Here is a 19,578-nt window from a genome sequence, read left to right as displayed (position 1 = left end):
AGGGCGGCGTTTCGGCCCTTCAGGCCCTCCAGCACGGCCCGGATGGGTCCGGCCCGTCCCGCCTCGCCGCCCGAGGGGGCGCCGGGCTCATCGCCCGCCTCGTCGCAGAAGATCAGAACTGTGCCTTCAGGCAGGCCACCAAGCGCCGCATCCAATGCGGCGACATCCGCAATCTCCGGCAGCTCCAGTCGCTCTGTCTGCTCAGCCGCCTCAAGCGCGATCTTGCGGAACCGGTCCAGCCGCACAGTCCGGGTCTGGGTGCGGTGTGTAAGGACGGGCTGGATCCGGACCGCGCCCAGTTCGGTTGCCTTCTCGACGATCAGGTCTGTCTCGTCCTTTTTAACGGGCGCGAAGAGCAGGGTCAGCGCCGGCGAAGCGGGTGTCGGCTGGGGGCGGCGTTGGGCGGTTGGGGAAACCTCGGCCTTCTTGCCGGTGGCGGCGGAAATTGCCGCGTCCCATTCCCCGTCCCGGCCATTGAACAGGCGCACCTCGCCGCCCGTCCCGAGACGAAGCACGCGCAACAGGTAGTTCGACTGTTCCTCGTCCATCTGGACCGCACGCCCGGCAGAAAGATCAGCAGAAACAAAGAGTCGCGGCGTGGTTGGCATGGCAGGGGGTATAGGCCGTTTCGGCGCCCCCTGTCAGGTGTGGTTTTTGTATCACGCCTAGTGGTTTTAAAACCACAGCCGGTGCGAGCCGATGGCAAATCGTTTATATCCGTTGGTGATGACCGCGCCGCCTCGCCGTGACGATACGGGAAAGTTCAGCTTTCCGGCCGATACAGCCTTGGCCGGCTGGCTGGGCAGCCTTCCGGCTGACTGGCGCCCCTATGCGATGCTGGCGCGGCTCGACCGGCCGGTGGGCATCTGGCTGCTCTTCCTGCCCTGCCTGATCGGTCTCGCCTTCCAGCGCATCTCCGGCGGCCTCTATCTGGCCGACCTTGGCTGGGCCGCGCTGTTCCTGATCGGCGCCGCCGTGATGCGCGGCGCGGGCTGCACCTGGAACGACATCACGGACCGGGACTTCGACGCGAAAGTTGCGCGCACGGCGTTTCGGCCCATCCCGTCTGGCTCTGTTACGGTCCGGCAGGCCTATATCTTCCTCGGCGCGCAGCTCGCGGTCGGCTTCGCCGTCTGGCTGATGCTGCCGACCGACGCGAAGATCACTGCCCTGCTCGCCCTGCCGCTGGTGGCGGTATACCCCTTCGCCAAGCGGGTGACCTGGTGGCCGCAGGCCTGGCTGGGGCTGACCTTCAACTGGGGCGTCCTCGTCGGCGCCGCGACCGCCAGCGTCATAACTGGGCCGGTCTATGTCCTCTATTTCGGCCTCGTCCTCTGGACCGTCGCCTATGACACGATCTATGCGCTGCAGGACCGCGAAGACGACGCGCTGATCGGCGTGCGCTCGACGGCGCGCCTGTTCGGCAAGCGGGCGGTGCTGATCTCGTTCTGCTTCCATATCGGCGCGGCGGCGCTGATTGCCCTGGCCGCCCTGTCGAACGGCGCCGGACGGATGGGCGCGCTGACGGCGCTGGTCTTCCTGCTGCATGGCCTGTGGCAGGCGATGACCCTGAAGACGCGCGGCGAGACGGCGGCTCTGGCGATGTTCAAGTCCAACGTCTGGGCCGGCGCGCTCGTGGCGGCGGGCTTTCTCATCGCCGCGATGATCCCGGAAGGGACGCCGAAGTCCACCGTCGCCGAACCCGCGATTGCGGCGGCGGTGCAGGCGGAAAGCATGGCGCTGCCCTTTGGTCCCGAGATCCGCCGCAAGCTGCAACCAAAATCCGATGTCTGGCCGGTTCGGGAAATCCGCGCCGCGATGGAACTGCGCGGGCTGGACCCCGACGCGGCGGAAACTTTCCCGGAGCGGTGACGGGCGCGGCGGGCTGAACTATACTCGCTCCATGACCGTCGTGATCGAAATGGTATCGGATATCGTCTGCCCCTGGTGCTGGCTGGGGCTGCGAAGGATCGAGGAGGCCCGCGCGCTGGCGCCCGAGGTGGATGTGCAGCTCCTCTTCAGGCCCTATGAACTGGATCCGGCCATTCCGCCGGAGGGCGCGGACTACAAGGCTTACATGTCGGGCCGCGTGTCCTCGCCCGAGGGCAAGGAACGCATGGCGGCGATGCGGCAGGCGCTCATCGACTATGGCAACGCCGAGAACATTCCCTACCGCTTCGACGCTGTGACGCACCGGCCGAATAGTTTCGATGCGCATCGGCTGGTGCGCTGGGCGCAGGGACAGGACAAGGGCGCGGCGGCGAAGGAGGCGCTGTTCCGGGCCTATTTCAACGAAGCACGCGACGTGGGCGACCACGGCGTGCTGACCGACATTGCGCGCCAGATTGATCTGGATGCGGACATTGTCGCGGACCTGCTGGCGAGCGGCGCAGATGCCGGGGCCGTGCGCGCTGAGGCCGACGGTTTCCGCCAGATGGGCATTTCCGGTGTGCCAACCTATATCGCCAACCGCCGCGTCGCTGTGCAAGGCGCCGAAAGCGCCGGGAAGCTCGCGAAATTCATCCGCCATGCCGCGTCGCTGCTCCCGCAGGAACGCCCGGCGGACCCGGCCTGACCGGCATGGACCTTGTCCGGATAGAGACCAGTGCGCGCATTGCGACCGTCAGCTTTGACACAGGCGCCAAGGCAAATGCACTCAGCCAGAAACTGATGCGTGAGCTGACGCAGGCGGCGCGGCTGTTTGCGGGCGATCCCGGCATCTCGGCGGTGATCCTCACGGGCCGCCCGGACAACTTCACGATGGGCGCCGACCTGCGCGATCCGGAAGGCGTGGACGTGCGCCGTCTCGGCCTTGCCGAGCGGCGCGTGCACCTGCGCACGGGGCCGGAGATGTGCGAGGCCTGGGAAACGGTCGACGCGCTCACCATCTGCGCCATCGAAGGCTGGTGCGTTGGCGGCGGCGCGGCGCTGGCAGTTTCGTGCGACCTGCGGACCGCCTCTCAGGCGTCTACAGTCTACGTGCCGGAAGTCGAGCGCGGCATGAACATGAGCTGGGGCTCGATCCCGCGCTTCGTGGCGCTTGTTGGCCCGGCGCGCGCCAAACGCATTGCAGGGCTGTGCGAGAAGGTCAGCGCGGAGACGGCGCTGGGCTGGGGACTTGTCGATCACGTTGCAGCCCCGGGCAGCGCGCTGATCAAGGCGCGCGAAGTGGCCGAGGCCGCCGCAAAGCTTCCGCCTACGGCGCTGAAGATGGTGAAGCAGGATGTGAACATCGCCGCCCTCGCCCTCGCCAAGGCCACCGCTCACCGCGACCTCGAAGCCTTTGCGCTCATGCAGCAGACAGACGATTTCAAGGAAGGCGTGAGGGCGTTTTTCGAAAAGCGCGATGCGGATTTTACAGGGGATTGACCTCCATTTACCGCGCGAGCGGCTGGAATTTGCAGCCGATGGCGGTCATTGATGCAGTGCCGCCCGGCACGCGCTTCCAACGCGCAGAGATTCGCTTGTCCAGCGACCGGTATTTGTTCAGACGAGCCGAGCCACTTGTCTGGGCGGCATGCCTTGCAATCCGGACTTTCGGAACGCACACCTTAAGACGCAGCAAAGGATCGACCCGATGACATATACCCTGAACCGGCTTATCCTGGGCTCCTCGATTGACGAGGTGGAAGCCCGCATCCGCAAGGCGCTGGGTGACCAGGGTTTCGGCGTCCTGACCGAGATCGATGTACAGGCAACCATGAAGAAGAAGCTCGATGTCGCGATGCAGGCCTATCGCATCCTGGGCGCCTGCAATCCCAGGCTTGCCTACGCGGCGATCGCAATAGAGCCCCGGGTGGGCGCGATGCTGCCATGCAATGTCATACTGCGGGCTGTCGAGGGCGGCGTTGAGGTCAGCGCGGTCGATCCGGTCGCGTCGATGCAGGCGATCGAGAATGCGCCGCTCAAGGCGGTTGCAGGCGACGTACGCGACCTGCTCGCGAAAGTCGTGGCGGCTGTCTGAGCCCCTCGCAGGCGTGGCGGTCATCTGCCCCGCCGTCCCGGGCCGTCTCGGCGAGACCGCCCGGCTGGGCAATGCTTGAACTGATGCTTGCCGTCGTGGACAGTTCAGGCGCATCTCCAAGTTTGTTTTGCCTCCTTCTGGTTTGCAGGTCCTGATCCTGGCCGTTGATCCATCCCCAGAGGCCGCTTGCATCGAGCTGCGGATAGAAAACACAGCCCTGCTGTTCGATCCGTTTCCGACGCCCTCGCGTGACCTGGCAAAGGCCGCCGAAGACTTCATCGTCGGATGGGCGAGAGACCTGCCGCCCCGCGTTCCGATCCGGTTCGTCCTGCATGCGCCCTCAACGGGGCAGTTCGACATCCCGGAACTGCAGCTGGCCTTTTCCAATCATTTCAGCTTACGCGCCCGCAGCCTCAAAGGTGACATTGATGAGGTGTTCCGGGTGGGGCTAACCTCGCTCGTGATCGGGCTCGTGATCGGGCTCGTGATCGGGCTCGTGATCGGGCTCGCGACGCACGCGGCGTGCGTGCTCGGGGGGTAGGCGGCGGCGGTGACCTGGCTGCAGCCTCGGGGCGCCATGACCGGGCAAAAAATTGAAATTCTAACTTGGTAGACCGACAAACCGCACATTCGAAACGTGATCCGCGAGCGGTAACTTAGGGCCAGATCGCGACACCGCAGTCAGCTCAACTGCAATTCCACCAACCGTCTGTAAACACCGCCCTGCGCCATCAGGCTCTGATGCGTACCTTCTTCGACGGCGCGGCCGTCTTGCATGACGATGATGCGGTCAGCTGCGCGCACGGTGGACAGGCGGTGCGCGATGATCAGGACCGTCCGTGAGCGTGCAAACTTGCCGAGGGCTTCCTGCACCTTCGCCTCGCTCTCGGCGTCCAGCGCGGAGGTCGCCTCGTCCAGCAGCAGGATAGGCGCGTTTCGCAGGATGGCGCGGGCAAGCGCAATGCGCTGGCGTTGGCCTCCGGACAGGTTGCGGCCCATCTCGCCGGCGGGCGCGTCATAACCACCGGGCAGCGTCTGGATGAAATCGTGCGCGTTTGCGGACTTCGCGGCCGCCTCGACATGTCCGCGCGGCGCGCCGAGACGGCCGAGGGCGATATTGCTGGCAATCGTGTCGTCGAACAGCGCTGCATCCTGCGAGACGAGCGCGATGTTGCTGCGCAGACTGCGGCCGGTCACGTCGCGCACATTGAGCTGGTCGATCAGGACCTCGCCGGAGGTCGCATCATAAAGGCGCATGATCAGGTTTAAGACGGTGGACTTGCCCGCGCCCGAGGCGCCAACGAAGGCGACCGTTTCGCCCGGGCGCGTGGTGAAGGAGAGGCCCTTCAGGGCTTCGGTGCCATCGGGATAGGTGAAGCGCACGTCGCGGAACTCCAAGGCGCCGGCTGCGCCTTCGAGCTTCAGCGCGCCCGGCTTGTCGGCAACAGCGGCGGAGGCATCGACGATATCATAGACGCGGTCTGCGGCGGCCGCGCCTTCCTGCGCCACGGCGCTGATCGAACCCAGCGCGCGCACTTCAGGCGCCGCAACGGCAACCGCGCCGATGACGCCGAGCAGGTCGCCCAGCGTGTTCTCGCCCTGCGATATCCGCCAAGCGACAAAGCCGAGCAGCGCCGCGAGAGCGAGGCCGCCGAACACTTCCAGCACGGGATCGACCCCTGCCCGCTTGGAGAGGACTTTCAGGAACAAGCCCGAGCGTTCAGCAAAGCCGTTCTTCGCGCGCGCCTTCTGCCAGTCCTCAAGGCCGTAGGCCTTCACGACGCGGACAGACTGGAAGCCTTCGGAGAGCAGCGACGTGATCTCGCCGGTCTGCTCTGCGGCCCGCTTGGCGCGTTTGCGCACGGAATTTCCGAGCGAGACGACGGGGCCGAGCGCGAGCGGATAGACGACCGCGATGATCAGTGCGAGCTGCCAGTCCTTCAGAAACAGCCAGGCCAGCACGCCGAGGACGGTGGCGAGACTCTTGGTGAAATTGTTCGCAAAGCGCAGCGCCGCCTCTCGGATGGAAATGATGTCGCTGATGAAGCGCGAGACGAAGCTGCCGGAGGCATCCGCCGCGACGCGCGCGTAATCGCCGTCCGTGAGCGCATCATACTGGACCGTTTGTACACTGACGAGGCCGCGCTGCACGCCGGTATTGTTGAGCAGTGTCATGCCGTACATCGACAGCGACCTGCCAACGGTCAGCAGGATGATCGTGATGATGCCGGTCCAGATCCATCCCGAAGGCGCGCCGCCGCCTTCGCCGGTCATCTGCCGTTGCAGCGAGTTTCCGACGAAATCCAGCACCATCACATAGCCGATGCCCCAGAGCGCTGTCAGCAGCGCCAGCACCGTTCCGCCGATGAACCAGGCCTTGTGCGGCCAGAAATGCGCCTTGAACAGCCGCCAGAGCGACCGCCGGTCGCGCACCGGGGCGGGCTCAGACGTTATGGGTGTCTCCCGTCGCGGGGTCGAGAAGGCGGTGGGCGTGGAGGATGAAATAGCGCGTCTCGGCATGGTCTACCGTTCGGTGGGCCGCAGCCTTCCAGGCGTCATAGGCTGCCTGGTAGTTCGGGAAGGCGCCGACGAAATCCAGTTTCGACAGGTCCTCGAACTCGACGCCCGTCACGTCTTTCAGCTCACCGCCGAAGACGATGTGGAGGAGTTGTTTACCGGTTTTTTCCTTGCCAGCCATTATGCGGGGCTCCGTAAGTTCCGGCGCTTTCTTCGTTTCGGCCCGCGCCTGCGGGTCCGGAATGCGCACATATCCTGCGCGGCGGACTAACAAAGGATGAAGCGCCTTGCCAGAGGCCACCACACTGCGCTGTGCCGGAATGGCCTGATTGAATACCAGTGGCTCGCCCGCATGCGTGGTTGCGTGCCCGCCTGCCTCCGAGATGAGCACAGTGCCCGCCGCGAGGTCCCAGTCGGCCTTCTCGGCGAGAACCAGTACAGCGTCCCAGTCCCCCGCCGCTACAAGCGCGAGGCGCAGGAGCGTGGCATTGGGCTTGGGGCGGGCAAGGTGGACTTCCGGCCAGGGCTCGCGCCAGCCCGGGTGGGTGACCATGCCCTCGTTGGTGATCAGGCGGCTGCCGGCTTCCTGCGCGCGCGAAGATACGCGGATCGCCGCACCGTTGCGGCGGGCCCCGGCGCCGCGCCGGGCGTCGTAGAAATGGCCGAGCGCGGGCGCATAGACGACGCCGGCGACAGCCTCGCCGTCTTCCACCATGGCAAGGCCGATGCACCAGTCCGGCGTGCCGTCCATATAGGCGCGCGTGCCGTCGATCGGGTCGATTACCCAGCAGCGCGATTTCTGGCGTGCGCCAGGATCGTCAAGGGTTTCTTCCGATAGCCAGCCATATTCCGGCCGCGCCGTCTTGAGCGTTGACGCGCACAGCCGGTTGACGGCGAGGTCGGCTTCGGTGACCGGGCTGCCGCCCGTCTTGTTCCAGGTTTGCCCGCCGCCCCTGTGCAGGTAGGACATCGCCAGCGCGCCCGCTTCCTGCGCCAGCCGGCAAAGCAACGCCGCGTCTTCCTCCAGCGTGCGTTCAGCTGCCTGCAAGGTTCATGTCCTCGATCAGGATCGACGGCGCGTCCCGCGTGCTGCGCAGTTCAAGGTCAGACGCCGGCACGAGCCGCGCGAACATCGATGGCAAGTCGCCCGCCACGGTCACTTCCGACACCGGATAGGCGATCTCGCCGTTCTCGAACCAGAAGCCCGCAACGCCTACGGAGTAATCACCGGTATTGGGATTAATCGACGGGCCGAACATGTCGGTGACGAGGAGGCCCTTGCCGGCACACTTCGCCAGCGCGCCGGGCGATTGTGCACCGGCACGCAGGTAAACATTGGATGTGGATACGCCCGGCGGATCGCCGAAGCCGAGACCGGCGAACCCGTTCGGCGCGAGGCCGAGCTGGCGCGCGGTCGCGGTGTTCAGCAGCCAGCGCGTCAGGCGGCCATCTTCGATCAGGTGCGCGTCGCTGACGGGTAGCCCTTCGCCGTCATGCGCGCGGCTGCCCATGCCGAGCGGGCGGTGCGGGTTGTCAGTGAGGTAGACGCCCCTTGCGAAGACCTGCTCGCCCATCCTGTCCTTGAGGAAGCTGACCCCCCGCGCCACCGAAGGCCCGGAGATTGCGCCGAGGAAGGCGCCGAGAAGGCTGTCGGAGACGCGCCGATCGAAGATCACGGCGGCCTTCTGGGTGTCCACCTTGCGGGCACCAAGGCGCGCTATGGTGCGCTCGCCGGCCGTTGTGCCGATTTCCTCCGCAGACGGACGATCCTTCGTAAAGCGGACAGACCAGCTGTCATAATCGCGCTCCATCTGGCCGTCCTTCTCGGCCACCGCCGAGAGGCCGAGGCCGGTGGAGGTGCCGGTCTTCCAGGCACGAAAGCCATTGGTGGCGGCGACCCAGCGTTCGGACCGGTTCCAGGAGGCGCCGCAGCCGGCGACGGTCTTGATGCCGGGCACCGCAAGCGCCGCCGCTTCGGCCGCGAGCGCTTCGCGCTCCAGAACCTCGGCAGAAATTTCCGGCTCGCCGGTAAGGTCCATGTCAGCATTGCCGGGGGCCAGTTCGCCCGCCTCCGGCAGCCCGCAATACTTGTCTTCGGGCACCGCGCGGGCCATCGCCACACAGCGTTCGGTCAGCATCTTCAGCCCATCGGGTGTCAGATCGGCGCCGGATACATGCGCCTGCCGTTTGCCGAAGAAGCAGCGCAGCGCGACACTCGCGCTTTCCTCGCGCTCGATGCTTTCCAGCTTGCCTTCGCGCACGGAGACGCTGACGCCGTCAGCCACACCGACCCGGGCGTCCGCAGCGCTGGCCCCGGCCTTCAGGCAATTTTCGAGAAGTCCGGCGAGCAGGTCTGCCGGGGGAATATTGAATCCAGTCATCTGCGCTAAATGGACCGCACCGCGTCAGCGCGCAACTGGGGCGGTGCGCGCAGGCATCAGGCCACGGCCAGCCAGATCACGCCGATACCAGCCGCCAGCATGCCGAGCCAGGTGAGCACCATGCCAAGGGCGCGGGCGGGCAGGAATGTCGTGGACAGGCCGAAGGCATGCAGCGAGCGCCCGGTGGTGAACATCCCGCCAACCGCGTGGATCACCCAGAGGGGCGCGGCAAACTGCGTCATCACGAACAGGCCGATCATGGTGACGGGGATGTATTCCGCCGCATTGGCGTGCGCCCGCGTGCGGATTTCGAGGTCAGCGTCCCCGCCGGTGCCGAGGGAGACCTTGGCCGACCGGCGCCGTCCAACGACCCGGAAAGACAGGAAAAACAGGAGCAGGATGTTGATGCCGATATAGACAGCGGCAGCTGAAAGCGGGGTCATGGGGCATTTCCTCCAGTAAAAAGCCGCCGGGCAAGATGCCCGGCGGCTTGTTTCTTTTTCTTTTTAGCGAGACGCAGGGCGTAGCCCTACATGTCCCGGCGCGCGTCCGGCAGGCGGTCGTTGATGTCGTCCCGGATGTCCATAAGCGTGACGATCAGGCCGCAGACGATACTGGCCGAGACCCAGCCGCCGAAGCTGAAGATGGCAAAGTCGGCGATCTGCGCCATCGGGCCAGTGAAGCCGATCAGTTCGTTGGTGAAGCTGCCCTTCTGGTAGATGCCGAGGGCGATGCCGCCCACGATGATGGCGACGTAGGCCACATACACCATGATCCGGAAGCTGTTGATGATTATGAATTTCATGAGGATCCCTTTCCTGGTTCCGTCCTGTTCTAGGCCGTGCGCGGGTGAGCGTCACGTTGGCATTTATGACTGCAGGCTCCGGGCCAGGCCCTCGCCTCCAGTTCGCTTATCCTCCCGTGGCAGCGGGGTCGCCGCACATTTCAAGGTCGTTGGTTACCGCAGAGAAGGCAAGCAGATCCTCGACCGGCAGCCCACTCATGAATTCGATCATGTCCTGCTTTTCGCGGCCGGCCGCCTGGGCGACCTTCTTGTAGAGCTCCGGCGAGAGGTTTTTCTCGAGCCCATCTGCAACACACGTGCAGGTTGCTTCGCTCTCGCCCTTCTCAACACAGGTTGCAACGAGGGCCTGCTTGTCCGACTGGCCGCCAATCATGCCGCAGCCGGCCAGCAGGGCCAGAGACGCTACCGCCAGGATCATTTTGCGCATGACGCACCTTCCATACCGCTTCACCGCGAGTGCTGGCATGATTTCCGGCGGCTGAAAAGCGCTATTCCCGGCGCAGGAGAGTGTCGAGCTGGAGGCTCTTGCCGAGCGTGCGCGCGAAGGCGTCCTTGACGGCCAGCCGGTCATAATCCTCGGCCACCCAGTCCAGAAAGGGTTTCCACTGCCCCGCAGGCCGGCCGGCATTGTACAGGCCATAGCCGTCCAGAAAGGCGTCGAGGACGCCGGTTTTCCCGTGCCGGATGTGCAGGTACCTGCCCGAAAGCTGTTCGGCCGCCTCTTCGAAGGAGGTTCGCTCGCGCAGCAGCTTGTACAGGACCGACATGATGCCGGCCCGGTCTGCCCCGGACTTGCAGTGCATCAGGGCCGGATACTCGATCCGGTCAAACAGGTCCCTGGCCGCGACAATCGCCTCCCGGGTGGGCGGATCGCGGGAAAACATCTGAAAATCAACGAGTTCGATCCCCGCCTCGGCGCAGGCTTCCTGCTCGAGCAGGTAATAGCCCTGCGTGCTGGGGCCCCGCAGGTTGAGGATCGTGCGGATACCCCTTTCCTTAGCATGGGCGAGGATCTGGCGGGGCGAGGGTTGGTTCGAACGCCACATTTCCGGGGAAATCCGGTGCAGGTTACTGAACCGGGCCCGAAGGAAGCCGTGATCGCCCCAGGTCAGCTCCCGCCGCGCCCGCGCCCGGCCTGCCGCCGTCGACAGGTCCGCGGCCACATGGACCCGGCGCTTGCGCTTGTGCTTGGGGGTCAGCTTCACCATGACCCCGCACCTAAGCGGCGCCGGGCGCCGGGGCAAGCACAAGGCTACATGCCCGGCTGGAGCGCCCGTCCGGGCTAAACTTCAAAAATAACTCATCCCGCCTGCATCCGGCCCGGGCCCTGCCTGCATCTTAGGGGCATGAACACCGGCAATTGCGCCGGGAACACTAGAACAGGAGCCCCCCATGGAAGACATACTGGTCCCGATTGTCGTTTTCCTCACCCCGGCCGTGATCGTGCTGATTGTGAGCTATTTCAATTCCCGCAAACGCCAGACGATCCACGAGACGCTGCGCCATGCCATCGACAAGGGCCAGGCTCTCTCGCCCGATCTGCTGGAGAAGATGTCACTGGTCACCGACCCGGTCCGCGCCGACCTTCGCCGGGGCGTGCTCTTCCTGGCCTTCGGTGCCGCTTTCGCTGTCCTCGGCGCCCTTGTCGGGATGGAAGAAGCCGAAGCGTTCCGTCCGATGCTGGGTGTTGCGGCCTTCCCAATTTTCATGGGCATCGCCTACATTGGTCTCTGGGCCTTTGGCCGCGGGAAAAGCGAGGCCTGAGCTCTGACTGGTCGCCTCTGGAGGGCGGGACATGCGCAGCGATCCTGATCTCGCCCATGCGGCAGCACGAGGAAGCGAGGCAGCTTTCGCCGAACTCGTGCGCCGACACCAGGGCAAGGTTCGCGGCATGGCCCGGCGACTCGCCGGATCGGAAGCGACCGGAGACGACATCGCCCAGGTAACCTTCCTCACGGCATGGCAGAAAATCTCAGGCTATGCCGGCGGAACGTTCAGCGCCTGGATCTGCACCATCTGCTTCCGCGAATTCCTGCAATGGCGCCGGCGGCAGAAAATGGAAATCGAGTTCGACGAGACGGCGGAGATCATCCCCTTCGACCGTTCGGCGGACCAGAACGAGATGCGGATGGACCTTGCCCGCGCCCTCGAAAGTCTCAGCGAAGCCCAGCGCGTCTGTGTGGTGCTGTGTGTCTCGACGGGACTGACCCATCAGGAAGCGGCCGATGTGACCGGTTGGCCTCTGGGAACCGTAAAGTCACATGTCCTGCGGGGCGTCGCCCTGCTCAGGACCCGTCTTGAAAATGCCAATGTGGCGTGATGGAGTGACAATCATGCGTGAACAGGATGCCTATAAAGACCTCGCGGACCTCTTCAGGGTCGAGGACAATGCCTTGGCTGGCGAGCCCTTCACCCGTCAGGTCATGGCCGGGGTGCGCCGCCAGAAGCTGATGCGGCGCGCCGTTGTCGGAAGCCTTGGGCTCGCCGGCGCCGCGATTGCCGCGATGCAGCTGCCTCAGCTGTTCGCCGAATGGGCGGTTTTCGACAGGACCGCCGCCCAGGCCCTGACTACGGCGCCGGCGCAACTGAGCACTGCGGCCATCAGCCAGCTGAGCGCGGCGGCCATGAGCAACCCGATGTGGCTGGCGATCGCGGCCGGCGCGGCGCTCTGTATCTTTGCCGTCTCGGCTTTCGAAAGGGCCTGAAACAGGACACTCGATGAATAAGGGCCGGCTCGCAGGAGCCGGCCCGTTGCATTTGATCCGGAGGCAGATCAGCCTTCGGTACCGAGGGCCGGGGTCTCCGGCGCGGCTTCCGGCGCGGCTTCCGGCAGGATCACCGCATCGATAGCATACACAACACCGTTGCTGGCCGAGATACCTTCACCGATCGTGGTGCTACCGCCGACATTCAGCCTGCCGTCAGCGCTGCCGGTTACGATCATCGACGTATCGGCAAGTGTCTCGACAGTCTGGCCTGCCAGCGGAACCTCGCCCGCCAGCACCGCGCCTTCAGCCACGTGGGCCTTCAGGATCTCGGCAAGCTCGGCCTTGCCCTCTTCACTCCTGAGGCGGGCGAGCGTGCTCTCCGGCAAGGCGGCAAAGGCATCGTTGGTCGGCGCGAACACCGTGTACGGACCTTCGAGGCTCAGCGCTTCCTGCAGGCCGGCAATACCAACCAGCTCGACAAGGGTCGAGAAGCGGCTGTCCTGGCTGGCGATCCCGGCGGTTGTCTGGTCGATGTCGCCTTCGGCAGAGAGGGCAGTTCCGTCGGCCTGCTCCGACATCATGACCGTGGCGGTTTCATCCGACAGATCAGCGGCGATGTCGAATGGCGGGGCCAGATTGTCTTCCGCACCTGTCTCAACCGACGCATAGGCTTCCGGCGCAACGGTGGTTTCGTCCGCGGGGGGTGGCCTCATCTTCCGGCAGCGTTTCTGTCGCCGCATAATCGTGCGTCATGGCCCCTTGCGGCGCTGCCTCTGCCGCCGACATCGCCGTATCGGTTTCGGCATGGGTGCTGACCTGCGACTTGGCCGGTGCCGCGGCGTAATCCTCGGTTGCTGCGGCGTCCGGAGCGACAGATCCAGTCATCGCCGTTTCGGTTTCCGGAGCAGCATAGGTGTCGGTCGCTGCATAGTCTTCCGTGATATCCGCTTGCGGCGATACCGGTCCGGTCATCGCAAAGTCGTTCTCCGGTGCGCGATTGGCCGCGGCGTCCGCGAAGGTGCCGGCGCTGGTTTCAGCTGCTGCGAACGCGTCCGTATCGGCTTCGAACTCCATCTCGGCGATCTCGACGGCGGTGTCGTTCAGCTGGGCGAGCATCAGCGCGTTGAGGTCGTCGGTCGAATAAGCCTGCGCCAGCTCGGCAGCGTCAATCGGAGCGTCAATCCCTTCGGTCCCGACGATTATCTCGTCTTCATTCGCCGGCTCAGCATTCGCTACCATTTCGGAATCCGCAGTCGGCTCAGCTTCGGCGGTCATTTCCGTATCGGCCGTCACGCCGGCGTCAGCGACGGGGTCGACAACAGTTTTTGTCTCGGCGTCCGGCCCGGCTTCATACGCGATCACGGGCCCTTCGGCGGGGACCTCCGCGGCCTCGACTTCAGGCGCGGCAGAGGGATCGGTGGGTTCATAGATGGACTGGGCGAGGGCGGGCGCGGCCATGAGAGCAATGACGGCGCAGCTGGCAAACAGAGTTTTCATGACAGGCTCCGGGAATGGGAGAGCGGGATGGCTCAATTCCTAAATCCGAAGGCCTTGGGATCGTTCCAGTTGCGCGCCTTAAACCTTCGACATGCTTGTGGCGATTTCCGGGCAACGCGCCTCAGCGCCGGTAACCAAGCCCGTCAAGCAGCATGCGCGTCTCGTAAAGCGGCAGGCCGACGATGGCGGTATAGCTGCCATTGATCGCGGTGATGAATCCTCCGGCCATGCCCTGGATGCCGTAGCCGCCAGCCTTGCCCTTCCATTCGCCGCTGGCGACATAGGCTGCGATTTCGGTATCGGTGAGGCGCTTGACCTTCACGCGCGCCAGCACTGCGCGCGAACTCACCCGGCCATCCGGCGCCCGCACGGCAACCCCCGTAATGCACTGATGCGCGCGCCCGGACAGCAGCCGGAGGAAGGCTTCCGCTTCCGCTTCATCAGCGGCTTTCTCGAGATTGCGCTGGCCCAGCGCGACCACCGTATCGGCGGCCAGCACATAGCCGGCCTCCTGACACGCAGCTGCCTTTTCCCGCGCCAGCCGTTCGGCAAGAGCGCGAGGCGCTTCGTCCTTGCGGCGGGATTCGTCGATATCTGTGGGGGCAACCTTGTCCGGCACGAGGCCGATCTGCGCGAGCAGTTCTAGCCGCCGGGGACTGGCGCTGGCGAGAATGAGCGGCGCCCGGTCCGGCATGGGATATTACTTGAAACGGTAGGTGATACGGCCCTTGGACAGATCATACGGGGTCATTTCGATCATGACCTTGTCGCCCGTAAGCACGCGGATGCGGTTTTTCCGCATCTTGCCAGCCGTGTGCGCGATGATTTCGTGGTTGTTCTCAAGTTTCACGCGGAACGTCGCGTTCGGCAGCAGTTCAACAACTGTGCCTTCGAATTCGATGAGTTCTTCTTTCGACATGCCTTCTCCAGCTGTCCGGCCAATCCGGCCCGGACTTCGCAATGCTGGGCTGCGCCATACAGGCTTGCAGGGATTCCGGCAAGCGCGAGGGGGAGTTTGGCGTGACCCGCCCGAATCAGGCCGGATCAGGCCGGATCAGGCCGGTTTCAGCCCGGTTCGCGGTTTCGGAGCGGACAGCCCGAACCAGACCCTCAGCGGCCCTGCCCGCCGGCCCAGCTCGTAAAACAACAAGCAGCCGAGCGCCGTTGACCCGGTCAGGAGCAGCGCTTCCACCCAGAGCGGCAGACCGAAATTGTCCAGGTAGTGGCCGGCAATCACGATGATCGTCTGGTGGATGATTTAGAACGGGAAGATCGCCTCCGAGAGCGTGCGCCGCAGCGGGCCATCCGCCCTCGCGAAATGATGTGGAAGCGGCGAGGATGGCGCCCCAGGCCTTCGCTTCGCGCACTGCCCGGAAGGCCTGGCGCAGCCATTCCGGCGGTGTATCGAAGTGCGCGGCGCCGGGCGCACGCTGCTGATCACCCCCGCCGACATCCTCTTGCTCGAAGCGGCCGGCAATTATGTCGAGATCCACACCGCACAGGCAAAGCACCTGATCCGCGGCACGCTCGCCGCCTGGGAGCAGAAACTCGCCAGCCTCGGTTTTGTCCGCATCCACCGCTCGCGCGTCGCCAACAAGGCGCAGGTCGGCGCGCTGCAGCCCACGGCTTCAGGTGATTTCGAAGTCACAATTGCCGGCGGGCAGTCCCTGCAGCGCAGCCGGCGCTTCCGCGCCAACCTCGCCTGATCAACGAACCGGCAAGGGCACGCCGGACTTCAGGCTGCACTGGCCGGCAAAGCCGGGAAAGGTTCCGTTCCTGTCGAGATGGGATTCGGCGTAGCCATCCCCGATGACCAACCGGGCGGTCAGCGTCGTGGCCATTTCGGCCAGAAGGCCAGGCGTCAGAGGCAGCGTCAGGCTGACGGCGCTGCCGTCTTCGGTCTCCACAAGCACCGCCTCGCCCGCATGGCTTTCGCCGGAGATTACCAGCTGCGCGGGACCCGCCGCGGCATACGCGCCGAGCTGCCGGGCCGGGGCGACCACCTCCAGCGTTTTCGCGGCCGCATCGCAGTGCAGCGCGAACTTCGGCGGCTGGAGCCCGGTCACTTCATCTTGCGGGCCAGCGTCCAGCATGGAGATACCGTTTTCGCTGTCCTGAAGCACAAGGCCGTCTTCGGTGCGCGGCGCTGTCTCGATTTCCGGCAGGGCAGCCTCCTCGATGGCGAATTGCGGCGGCGTTGCGGTTTCCAGGGCGGGCTTGGGATTGCGCGCCTCGCAGGCCGCGAGCCCGCACAGGCAGGCCGCGAGAAGGACGCGTTTCCATCGGATCATACGCGCGGCCTTCATGTTCCCGGCGCCCGTCCCTGCCCGGCATGCAGGGCACAGATCAATGTGAACAGCCGGCGCGCCGTCAGGTGATCAATCTCGATCTTGCCGGCAAGCCGTTCCTTGAGCAGTTCGGATCCCTCATTGTGGATTCCGCGCCGCGCCATGTCGATCGCTTCGATCTGGTGGGGCGTCTGTGTACGGATGGCCTCATAATAGCTGTCGCAGATCATGAAATAGTCGCGGATCACGCCGCGGAACGGACCGAGCGACAGAATAAAAGTGTGCACCTCGGCCCCTTCATCATCGCGCACGGCGAAGATGAGACGGCGCTCGGCCTGGCTGAGCCAGAGCACGTAAGGGCCCTTTTCCTGCCCGGAAATGGCAAAGCTGTTTTCCTCGATCAGGTCGAAGATCGCCACACGCCGCTCGTGTTCCGCGTCGGGACCGGAGGCGCCGAGCGTTTCGTCGTCGATATGGACGGCGATCAGGCGGTCAGTGCCCATCACTCCCGCCCCGGTTCGTGCGGATGGAAACCGAGCGCGCATGCGCCGGCAGGCGTTCCGCTTCGGCAAGACGCAAGGCCGCCGGAGCGAGGACTTCAAGTCCCAGAGGACCAGCACGCTGCACGCTCATCCGCTTGAGGAAATCATACAGTCCGAGCCCGGACGAAAACCGCGCGGCGCGGCTCGTCGGCAAGACGTGATTTGAGCCGGTGACATAGTCGCCCAGGGCTTCCGGCGTATGGTGGCCAAGGAAAACCGCGCCCGCATGGCGGATCAGGGGCAGCAGGCCGTCCGGATCATCAATGCAAAGCTCAAGGTGTTCTGCGGCGATGCGGTTGGCTACTTCTGCCGCCTGCAGACGATCCCGCACAAGGATGATCGCGCCGTGATTGACCCAGGACTCGCGCGCCCGCTCACCGGTGGGCAGCGTTTTCAGCTGGTTTTCCACAGCCTTTTCCACAGCCCTGCCAACACCCTCATCCACAGTGATCAGGATGGATTGGCTGGACGGATCATGCTCGGCCTGGCTCAGCAGATCCGCCGCGACCCAGTCCGGATTGGCGGTGGTATCGGCGATCACGAGGATCTCGGACGGGCCGGCAATCGTGTCGATGCCGACATGGCCGAACACTTGTCGCTTGGCCTCCGCGACCCAGGCATTTCCCGGTCCGACGATCTTGTCCACAGGCACCAGTGCGCCGGCGCCGAATGCCATGGCGCCGACCGCCTGCGCGCCGCCGATGGGATAATACTCGTCTACCCCGGCCTTTAACGCGGCATAGGCGACGGCGTTCGACAACTCGCCCATCGGCGCCGGCGCCGCCATGACGATGCGCTCCACCCCGGCAATCCGTGCCGGGACGATGTTCATCAATACGGAAGACGGATAGCTCGCCCGCCCGCCCGGCACATAGACGCCGACCGAGTCCAGCGAGGTCCAGCGCCAGCCGAGTTCGATGCCGCTATCGTCCGTGAAGCGATGATCGGCCGGGCGCTGCGCGCCGTGATAGGCCGCGATCCTGTCATGCGCAAAATCGATGGCGGCGCGCAGGTCTGCCGGGCAGGTTGCGGCCAGGGCGTGCAGGTCCACATTGTCGGTCTGAAGGGTCGAGGGGTCGATCTGCAGTCCGTCGAACTTCGCTGTATAGTCGGCCACCGCCGCTCCGCCGCGCTTTTTCACGTCGGCGAGGATGTCCCTGACCACACCGAACACGTCCTCCCCCTGCCCGCGATCTTCCGCGAGGAAGCGCGTCAGGGCCGCATCAAACTGAGGCTTGGTGGCATCGAGGTGGCGGGCCATGGGGCGGGTATTTCCGGGATTTTGTTGCAATCCCGCTACATGGACCGGGGCTACCGGGCTGGCAAGACGGCGGATGTGGGCAAATCAGGCGGTGATCACCGCTTCCGGCGCTCATGGCTGGGCACATGCCGGGTCGGCCAGACATAGCCGCTGTCGAGCAGCGTGCCGTCAAGGGCTTCGACCGTCAGCACGATCTCGCCGTCCCCCGCAAACAGCAGCGTCACCTTGCCGCCCGGCGGTTCGGCGTCCGGCGTGAATTCGGCGCTCAGCAGCGAAAGGATGAGTTCCGGGTCGGCCTTTGTAATGCCGCGCGTCTTCACATCCAGCACCCCGTCAAAGGCGAGCAGCGCGCGCACCCGCTCGCCCGGCTGGCCCTTGCGCCTCGGCGCGGTTTCCCAGCGGTAGCGGTTCAGTTCAACGGCGAAGCGGCGATCCCGCTTTTCGTATTTCAGGTTGCCGGCCTTCACCACCGCGTCCTGAACGGCCGCCGCGATGATCTTGAGGTCTTCAGCCTCCTCCGCGAGGAGGCGCAACGGTTTCGGATCGGTCATCAGCCCCTGCCGTGATTATTCGTCTTCGCCAGATCGGCGTTCGATCTTCGCGCCGCAAGCCCCCAGTTTCGCTTCAAGTCTCTCGAACCCGCGATCGAGATGGTAAATGCGGTTCACGACGGTCTCGCCTTCAGCGCCGAGCGCAGCGATGACCAGCGACACCGAGGCGCGCAGGTCGGTCGCCATGACCGGGGCGGCGGTGAGGTGATGAACGCCCTTCACGACGGCTTCCTGGCCGCGCACCGTGATATCTGCGCCAAGGCGCGAGAGTTCCGGAGCGTGCATGAAACGGTTCTCGAAGATCGTCTCGCGGATGATGCTGGTGCCTTCGGCTGTGCACATCAGCGCCATGAACTGCGCCTGCAGGTCCGTCGGGAAGCCGGGGTGCGGCTGGGTCGAGAGGCTGACCGCCTTCAGCGGCGAGCCGTTGCGGCGGATGCGCAGCGTCGAGGCCGCTTCATCCGCGTCCACTGTCACACCCGCTTCGCGCAGCTTGCCGATCATGGCGCCGAGCGCGGCCACGGGGCAGCCGTCGAGCGTCACATCCCCGCCTGCGCCGGCGGCGGCCATCGCATACGTGCCCGCCTCGATCCGGTCCGGCATCACCGCATAGGTCGTGCCCTTCAGGGTTTCGACGCCCTTGATACGGATGATCGGCGTGCCGGCGCCGGTGACGTTTGCACCCATCGTGTTGAGACAGTTGGCGAGGTCTTCGATCTCCGGCTCGCGTGCGGCATTCTCGAGGATCGTCTCGCCCTTAGCCAGCGTGGCCGTCAGCATCGCATGCTCGGTCGCGCCGACGGAGACGGTGGAAAAGTTGATGTGTGCACCCGTAAGGCCATGGATGGCAGCGGCCTTCACATATCCGCCCTCGACCCGCAGGTCCGCACCCATTGCTTCCAGCGCCTTGAGGTGGAGGTCAACCGGCCGCGCGCCGATGGCGCAGCCGCCGGGCAGCGACACGGTGGCATGCCCCGAACGGGCGATCAGCGGCCCGAGCACGTTGAAGCTCGCGCGCATCTTGCGCACCTGTTCATAGGGCGCGATCGTGGACTTCAGCTCCG

General features: G+C 65.2%; 27 protein-coding genes. 9 read left to right on the top strand and 18 right to left on the bottom strand.

The genetic code is table 11. The features are described 5' to 3' along the window. Positions 1 to 548: 16S rRNA (uracil(1498)-N(3))-methyltransferase (locus WEA77_RS09665; protein WP_368067667.1), on the bottom strand; the 548-nt coding region annotated here is incomplete at its 3' end. A 151-nt stretch (positions 549 to 699) separates the two neighbouring features. On the opposite strand from WEA77_RS09665, the gene ubiA reads away from it, so the two are divergent. The 5 genes from ubiA (at position 700) to WEA77_RS09640 (ending at position 4,505) form a co-directional block, all read left to right on the top strand. Beyond that, positions 700 to 1,872 (top strand): 4-hydroxybenzoate octaprenyltransferase, encoded by a 1,173-nt coding sequence (gene ubiA / locus WEA77_RS09660; protein WP_368067666.1) that lies wholly within the window; start codon positions 700 to 702, stop codon positions 1,870 to 1,872. Positions 1,873 to 1,903: 31 nt separating this feature from the next. Further along, positions 1,904 to 2,575: a DsbA family protein gene (locus WEA77_RS09655; RefSeq protein ID WP_368067665.1), complete on the top strand. Its 672-nt coding sequence runs from the start codon at positions 1,904 to 1,906 to the stop codon at positions 2,573 to 2,575. Positions 2,576 to 2,580: 5 nt separating this feature from the next. Further along, positions 2,581 to 3,369 (top strand): enoyl-CoA hydratase/isomerase family protein, encoded by a 789-nt coding sequence (locus WEA77_RS09650; protein ID WP_368067664.1) that lies wholly within the window; start codon positions 2,581 to 2,583, stop codon positions 3,367 to 3,369. A gap of 208 nt (positions 3,370 to 3,577) precedes the next feature. Beyond that, on the top strand, positions 3,578 to 3,964 hold the full coding sequence (locus tag WEA77_RS09645; protein ID WP_368067662.1) for a DUF302 domain-containing protein: 387 nt from the start codon (positions 3,578 to 3,580) through the stop codon (positions 3,962 to 3,964). A 142-nt stretch (positions 3,965 to 4,106) separates the two neighbouring features. Further along, the gene (locus tag WEA77_RS09640) at positions 4,107 to 4,505 is read left to right on the top strand and encodes a hypothetical protein (protein ID WP_368067661.1); all 399 of its coding nucleotides are present in this window, start codon (positions 4,107 to 4,109) and stop codon (positions 4,503 to 4,505) included. A 140-nt stretch (positions 4,506 to 4,645) separates the two neighbouring features. Here the strand turns inward: WEA77_RS09640 and WEA77_RS09635 are convergent, their stop codons facing one another. From WEA77_RS09635 to WEA77_RS09605, 7 genes are all read right to left on the bottom strand, one after another. After that, entirely contained in the window at positions 4,646 to 6,484 is a 1,839-nt protein-coding gene (locus WEA77_RS09635; protein WP_368067660.1) for an ABC transporter ATP-binding protein, read from the bottom strand. Further along, positions 6,408 to 7,529 (bottom strand): inositol monophosphatase family protein, encoded by a 1,122-nt coding sequence (locus WEA77_RS09630; RefSeq protein WP_368067659.1) that lies wholly within the window; start codon positions 7,527 to 7,529, stop codon positions 6,408 to 6,410. Before WEA77_RS09630 ends, WEA77_RS09635 begins: the two co-directional genes overlap by 77 nt. Beyond that, positions 7,516 to 8,862, bottom strand: a complete 1,347-nt coding sequence (locus WEA77_RS09625) for a TldD/PmbA family protein (RefSeq protein ID WP_368067658.1) — start codon at positions 8,860 to 8,862, stop codon at positions 7,516 to 7,518. The genes WEA77_RS09630 and WEA77_RS09625 overlap by 14 nt, the downstream gene beginning before the upstream one ends. A 56-nt stretch (positions 8,863 to 8,918) precedes the next feature. Further along, positions 8,919 to 9,305, bottom strand: a complete 387-nt coding sequence (locus WEA77_RS09620; RefSeq protein ID WP_368067657.1) for an MAPEG family protein — start codon at positions 9,303 to 9,305, stop codon at positions 8,919 to 8,921. An 86-nt stretch (positions 9,306 to 9,391) separates the two neighbouring features. Beyond that, positions 9,392 to 9,667 (bottom strand): hypothetical protein, encoded by a 276-nt coding sequence (locus WEA77_RS09615; protein ID WP_368067656.1) that lies wholly within the window; start codon positions 9,665 to 9,667, stop codon positions 9,392 to 9,394. Positions 9,668 to 9,773: 106 nt separating this feature from the next. Beyond that, positions 9,774 to 10,094, bottom strand: coding sequence for a hypothetical protein (locus WEA77_RS09610; protein ID WP_368067655.1), 321 nt, complete (start codon positions 10,092 to 10,094; stop codon positions 9,774 to 9,776). 61 nt (positions 10,095 to 10,155) lie between these two features. Further along, on the bottom strand, positions 10,156 to 10,875 hold the full coding sequence (locus tag WEA77_RS09605) for a sulfur transferase domain-containing protein (RefSeq protein ID WP_368067654.1): 720 nt from the start codon (positions 10,873 to 10,875) through the stop codon (positions 10,156 to 10,158). A gap of 184 nt (positions 10,876 to 11,059) precedes the next feature. Here WEA77_RS09605 and WEA77_RS09600 point away from each other — a divergent pair, with 184 nt between their 5' ends. Genes WEA77_RS09600 through WEA77_RS09590 form a run of 3 tightly spaced genes read left to right on the top strand, consistent with a single transcriptional unit; the run spans position 11,060 to position 12,372 of the window. Next, positions 11,060 to 11,431, top strand: a complete 372-nt coding sequence (locus tag WEA77_RS09600) for a DUF6249 domain-containing protein (protein WP_368067653.1) — start codon at positions 11,060 to 11,062, stop codon at positions 11,429 to 11,431. Positions 11,432 to 11,462: 31 nt separating this feature from the next. After that, positions 11,463 to 11,987 (top strand): RNA polymerase sigma factor, encoded by a 525-nt coding sequence (locus WEA77_RS09595; RefSeq protein WP_368067652.1) that lies wholly within the window; start codon positions 11,463 to 11,465, stop codon positions 11,985 to 11,987. A 13-nt stretch (positions 11,988 to 12,000) separates the two neighbouring features. Next, the gene (locus tag WEA77_RS09590; protein WP_368067651.1) at positions 12,001 to 12,372 is read left to right on the top strand and encodes a hypothetical protein; all 372 of its coding nucleotides are present in this window, start codon (positions 12,001 to 12,003) and stop codon (positions 12,370 to 12,372) included. 68 nt (positions 12,373 to 12,440) lie between these two features. Here the strand turns inward: WEA77_RS09590 and WEA77_RS09585 are convergent, their stop codons facing one another. From WEA77_RS09585 to WEA77_RS09565, 5 genes are all read right to left on the bottom strand, one after another. Continuing rightward, complete coding sequence (locus WEA77_RS09585; protein ID WP_368067650.1) at positions 12,441 to 13,088, bottom strand: fasciclin domain-containing protein; 648 nt, start codon at positions 13,086 to 13,088, stop codon at positions 12,441 to 12,443. Beyond that, a complete protein-coding gene (locus tag WEA77_RS09580) occupies positions 13,030 to 13,872 on the bottom strand; it encodes a hypothetical protein (protein WP_368067649.1) in 843 nt (280 codons plus the stop codon). Before WEA77_RS09580 ends, WEA77_RS09585 begins: the two co-directional genes overlap by 59 nt. A gap of 121 nt (positions 13,873 to 13,993) precedes the next feature. Beyond that, positions 13,994 to 14,566: a nucleoside triphosphate pyrophosphatase gene (locus WEA77_RS09575; protein ID WP_368067648.1), complete on the bottom strand. Its 573-nt coding sequence runs from the start codon at positions 14,564 to 14,566 to the stop codon at positions 13,994 to 13,996. A 6-nt stretch (positions 14,567 to 14,572) separates the two neighbouring features. Next, positions 14,573 to 14,791, bottom strand: coding sequence for a translation initiation factor IF-1 (gene infA / locus WEA77_RS09570; RefSeq protein ID WP_353257492.1), 219 nt, complete (start codon positions 14,789 to 14,791; stop codon positions 14,573 to 14,575). A gap of 135 nt (positions 14,792 to 14,926) precedes the next feature. After that, a complete protein-coding gene (locus WEA77_RS09565; protein ID WP_368067647.1) occupies positions 14,927 to 15,109 on the bottom strand; it encodes a hypothetical protein in 183 nt (60 codons plus the stop codon). A 172-nt stretch (positions 15,110 to 15,281) separates the two neighbouring features. Here WEA77_RS09565 and WEA77_RS09560 point away from each other — a divergent pair, with 172 nt between their 5' ends. Further along, positions 15,282 to 15,578 carry a LytTR family DNA-binding domain-containing protein gene (locus WEA77_RS09560; RefSeq protein WP_368067646.1) on the top strand — a complete coding sequence of 99 codons (297 nt, stop codon included), beginning with the start codon at positions 15,282 to 15,284 and terminating at the stop codon, positions 15,576 to 15,578. On the opposite strand, the gene WEA77_RS09555 is transcribed toward WEA77_RS09560, so the two are convergent. From WEA77_RS09555 to murA, 5 genes are all read right to left on the bottom strand, one after another. Then, positions 15,579 to 16,163: a hypothetical protein gene (locus tag WEA77_RS09555; RefSeq protein WP_368067645.1), complete on the bottom strand. Its 585-nt coding sequence runs from the start codon at positions 16,161 to 16,163 to the stop codon at positions 15,579 to 15,581. A gap of 11 nt (positions 16,164 to 16,174) precedes the next feature. Then, positions 16,175 to 16,663 (bottom strand): UPF0262 family protein, encoded by a 489-nt coding sequence (locus WEA77_RS09550; protein WP_368067644.1) that lies wholly within the window; start codon positions 16,661 to 16,663, stop codon positions 16,175 to 16,177. Then, complete coding sequence (gene hisD / locus WEA77_RS09545; RefSeq protein WP_368067643.1) at positions 16,653 to 17,963, bottom strand: histidinol dehydrogenase; 1,311 nt, start codon at positions 17,961 to 17,963, stop codon at positions 16,653 to 16,655. The genes WEA77_RS09550 and hisD overlap by 11 nt, the downstream gene beginning before the upstream one ends. Before the next feature lie 95 nt (positions 17,964 to 18,058). After that, positions 18,059 to 18,514, bottom strand: coding sequence for a DUF2948 family protein (locus WEA77_RS09540; RefSeq protein WP_368067642.1), 456 nt, complete (start codon positions 18,512 to 18,514; stop codon positions 18,059 to 18,061). A gap of 15 nt (positions 18,515 to 18,529) precedes the next feature. Further along, on the bottom strand, positions 18,530 to 19,578 hold a 1,049-nt coding region (murA, locus tag WEA77_RS09535), incomplete at its 5' end, for a UDP-N-acetylglucosamine 1-carboxyvinyltransferase (protein WP_368067641.1).

This window comes from Hyphomonas sp., from assembly GCF_040882205.1.
Lineage (GTDB): Bacteria > Pseudomonadota > Alphaproteobacteria > Caulobacterales > Hyphomonadaceae > Hyphomonas.
This window is presented reverse-complemented; position numbering and strand designations above follow the sequence as displayed.

Excerpts from the sequence above, each read along its gene's own strand:
- ubiA (WP_368067666.1), top strand. The coding sequence starts at position 700 with ATGGCAAATCGTTTATATCCGTTGGTGATGACCGCGCCGCCTCGCCGT.
- WEA77_RS09655 (WP_368067665.1), top strand. The coding sequence starts at position 1,904 with ATGACCGTCGTGATCGAAATGGTATCGGATATCGTCTGCCCCTGGTGC.
- WEA77_RS09650 (WP_368067664.1), top strand. The coding sequence starts at position 2,581 with ATGGACCTTGTCCGGATAGAGACCAGTGCGCGCATTGCGACCGTCAGC.
- WEA77_RS09645 (WP_368067662.1), top strand. The coding sequence starts at position 3,578 with ATGACATATACCCTGAACCGGCTTATCCTGGGCTCCTCGATTGACGAG.
- WEA77_RS09635 (WP_368067660.1), bottom strand. The coding sequence starts at position 6,484 with ATGCCGAGACGCGCTATTTCATCCTCCACGCCCACCGCCTTCTCGACC.
- WEA77_RS09625 (WP_368067658.1), bottom strand. The coding sequence starts at position 8,862 with ATGACTGGATTCAATATTCCCCCGGCAGACCTGCTCGCCGGACTTCTC.
- WEA77_RS09620 (WP_368067657.1), bottom strand. The coding sequence starts at position 9,305 with ATGACCCCGCTTTCAGCTGCCGCTGTCTATATCGGCATCAACATCCTG.
- WEA77_RS09615 (WP_368067656.1), bottom strand. The coding sequence starts at position 9,667 with ATGAAATTCATAATCATCAACAGCTTCCGGATCATGGTGTATGTGGCC.
- WEA77_RS09610 (WP_368067655.1), bottom strand. The coding sequence starts at position 10,094 with ATGCGCAAAATGATCCTGGCGGTAGCGTCTCTGGCCCTGCTGGCCGGC.
- WEA77_RS09605 (WP_368067654.1), bottom strand. The coding sequence starts at position 10,875 with ATGGTGAAGCTGACCCCCAAGCACAAGCGCAAGCGCCGGGTCCATGTG.
- WEA77_RS09600 (WP_368067653.1), top strand. The coding sequence starts at position 11,060 with ATGGAAGACATACTGGTCCCGATTGTCGTTTTCCTCACCCCGGCCGTG.
- WEA77_RS09595 (WP_368067652.1), top strand. The coding sequence starts at position 11,463 with ATGCGCAGCGATCCTGATCTCGCCCATGCGGCAGCACGAGGAAGCGAG.
- WEA77_RS09590 (WP_368067651.1), top strand. The coding sequence starts at position 12,001 with ATGCGTGAACAGGATGCCTATAAAGACCTCGCGGACCTCTTCAGGGTC.
- WEA77_RS09585 (WP_368067650.1), bottom strand. The coding sequence starts at position 13,088 with ATGAGGCCACCCCCCGCGGACGAAACCACCGTTGCGCCGGAAGCCTAT.
- WEA77_RS09580 (WP_368067649.1), bottom strand. The coding sequence starts at position 13,872 with ATGAAAACTCTGTTTGCCAGCTGCGCCGTCATTGCTCTCATGGCCGCG.
- WEA77_RS09575 (WP_368067648.1), bottom strand. The coding sequence starts at position 14,566 with ATGCCGGACCGGGCGCCGCTCATTCTCGCCAGCGCCAGTCCCCGGCGG.
- infA (WP_353257492.1), bottom strand. The coding sequence starts at position 14,791 with ATGTCGAAAGAAGAACTCATCGAATTCGAAGGCACAGTTGTTGAACTG.
- WEA77_RS09555 (WP_368067645.1), bottom strand. The coding sequence starts at position 16,163 with ATGATCCGATGGAAACGCGTCCTTCTCGCGGCCTGCCTGTGCGGGCTC.
- WEA77_RS09550 (WP_368067644.1), bottom strand. The coding sequence starts at position 16,663 with ATGGGCACTGACCGCCTGATCGCCGTCCATATCGACGACGAAACGCTC.
- hisD (WP_368067643.1), bottom strand. The coding sequence starts at position 17,963 with ATGGCCCGCCACCTCGATGCCACCAAGCCTCAGTTTGATGCGGCCCTG.
- WEA77_RS09540 (WP_368067642.1), bottom strand. The coding sequence starts at position 18,514 with ATGACCGATCCGAAACCGTTGCGCCTCCTCGCGGAGGAGGCTGAAGAC.